This is a genomic window from Bradyrhizobium uaiense, from assembly GCF_010811875.1.
GTDB classification, from domain to species: domain Bacteria; phylum Pseudomonadota; class Alphaproteobacteria; order Rhizobiales; family Xanthobacteraceae; genus Bradyrhizobium; species Bradyrhizobium uaiense.
In genome coordinates this window covers 1-216 of sequence record NZ_VKHP01001244.1, presented here as the reverse complement: position 1 = coordinate 216, position 216 = coordinate 1, and the positions used below count along the sequence as shown (strand labels likewise).

The following is a 216-nucleotide window of genomic DNA, read 5'->3' as shown; positions in this document are numbered from 1 at the left end:
CGCGCTTCAAGAACGTGATGCCGCGCGTCGCAGCGCTGCTCGACGTCATGCAGGTCTCCGAGATCATCAAGGTCGTCGCGCCCGACACATATGAGCGGCCGATCTATGCCGGCAACGCGATCCAGACCGTGAAGTCGAAGGACGCCAAGAAGGTGATCACGGTCCGCACCTCGACCTTCGCCGCCGCCGGTGAAGGCGGCAGCGCCGCGATCGAGA

1 pseudogene is annotated in these 216 nt (G+C 64.8%); it reads left to right on the top strand.

The features are described 5' to 3' along the window. Positions 1-216, top strand: a pseudogene (locus FNJ47_RS49480) (electron transfer flavoprotein subunit alpha/FixB family protein); the annotation flags it as partial.